Source organism: Vibrio sp. 1402, from assembly GCF_033340275.1.
This window is the reverse complement of the sequence record NZ_JAWOWE010000357.1, coordinates 1-645: the sequence shown is the minus strand read 5'-3', so window position 1 is coordinate 645 and position 645 is coordinate 1. Positions and strand designations below refer to the sequence as shown.

Sequence of the window (645 nt, the reverse complement as noted above, 5' to 3'; positions counted from 1 at the left end):
TATTACGTAATTAAATTACATTAAATTTTACAATGAAATATGATTTAAAACAGGTGTATGAATATAGAGACAAGCGAGAAAACCTTGTACTCATAAGGTCTAGCGTAAGGAATTTAAACGGAGGTTAAACACAATGCGCAGCCAATTGTGTAAAATTAACATTGTGAAATTTCACAATTTTATGAAAGCTTCACGAAAATAAAGCTGTGAAATTTTACAAGTCAAAGTTCACCGACAGAATAAAATACTAGAAAGCGCACCGTTTCCAGTGCGCTTTTAGAGAAATAGTGAGGAAGTAAAGGCTAATACTAATAGCTAAAGCAGTTCGGAAACCACATCTGCAAGTTGGTTAAAAGTGTTTGTTCTTGATGAACTAGGGCGCCAAACCAAACCAATTTCGCGATACGCTTGCTGGCCAGGAGGGTCGATCACCACCAAATTTTGGTTGTGTAACAAGCCGTGTTCGATTGCCATTTGAGGAATAAAAGTGGTACCTAAGCCGTTCGCGACCATCTGCACCAAGGTATGTAAGCTGGTTGCCGTAAACGGGTTAATTTTCTCTTTATCGGTCAGCTTACAAGCGGAAACTGCATGTTCAGTTAAACAATGCTCTTTCTCTAATAGGAACACCGACTCATCCGGCAG

At 38.9% G+C, this 645-nt stretch carries 1 protein-coding gene; it reads right to left on the bottom strand.

The features are described 5' to 3' along the window. Positions 1 to 315: 315 nt before the first annotated feature. Positions 316 to 645, bottom strand: a 330-nt coding sequence (locus tag R7044_RS26045; RefSeq protein WP_263857057.1) for a LysR substrate-binding domain-containing protein, incomplete at its 5' end; no start/stop codon positions are given.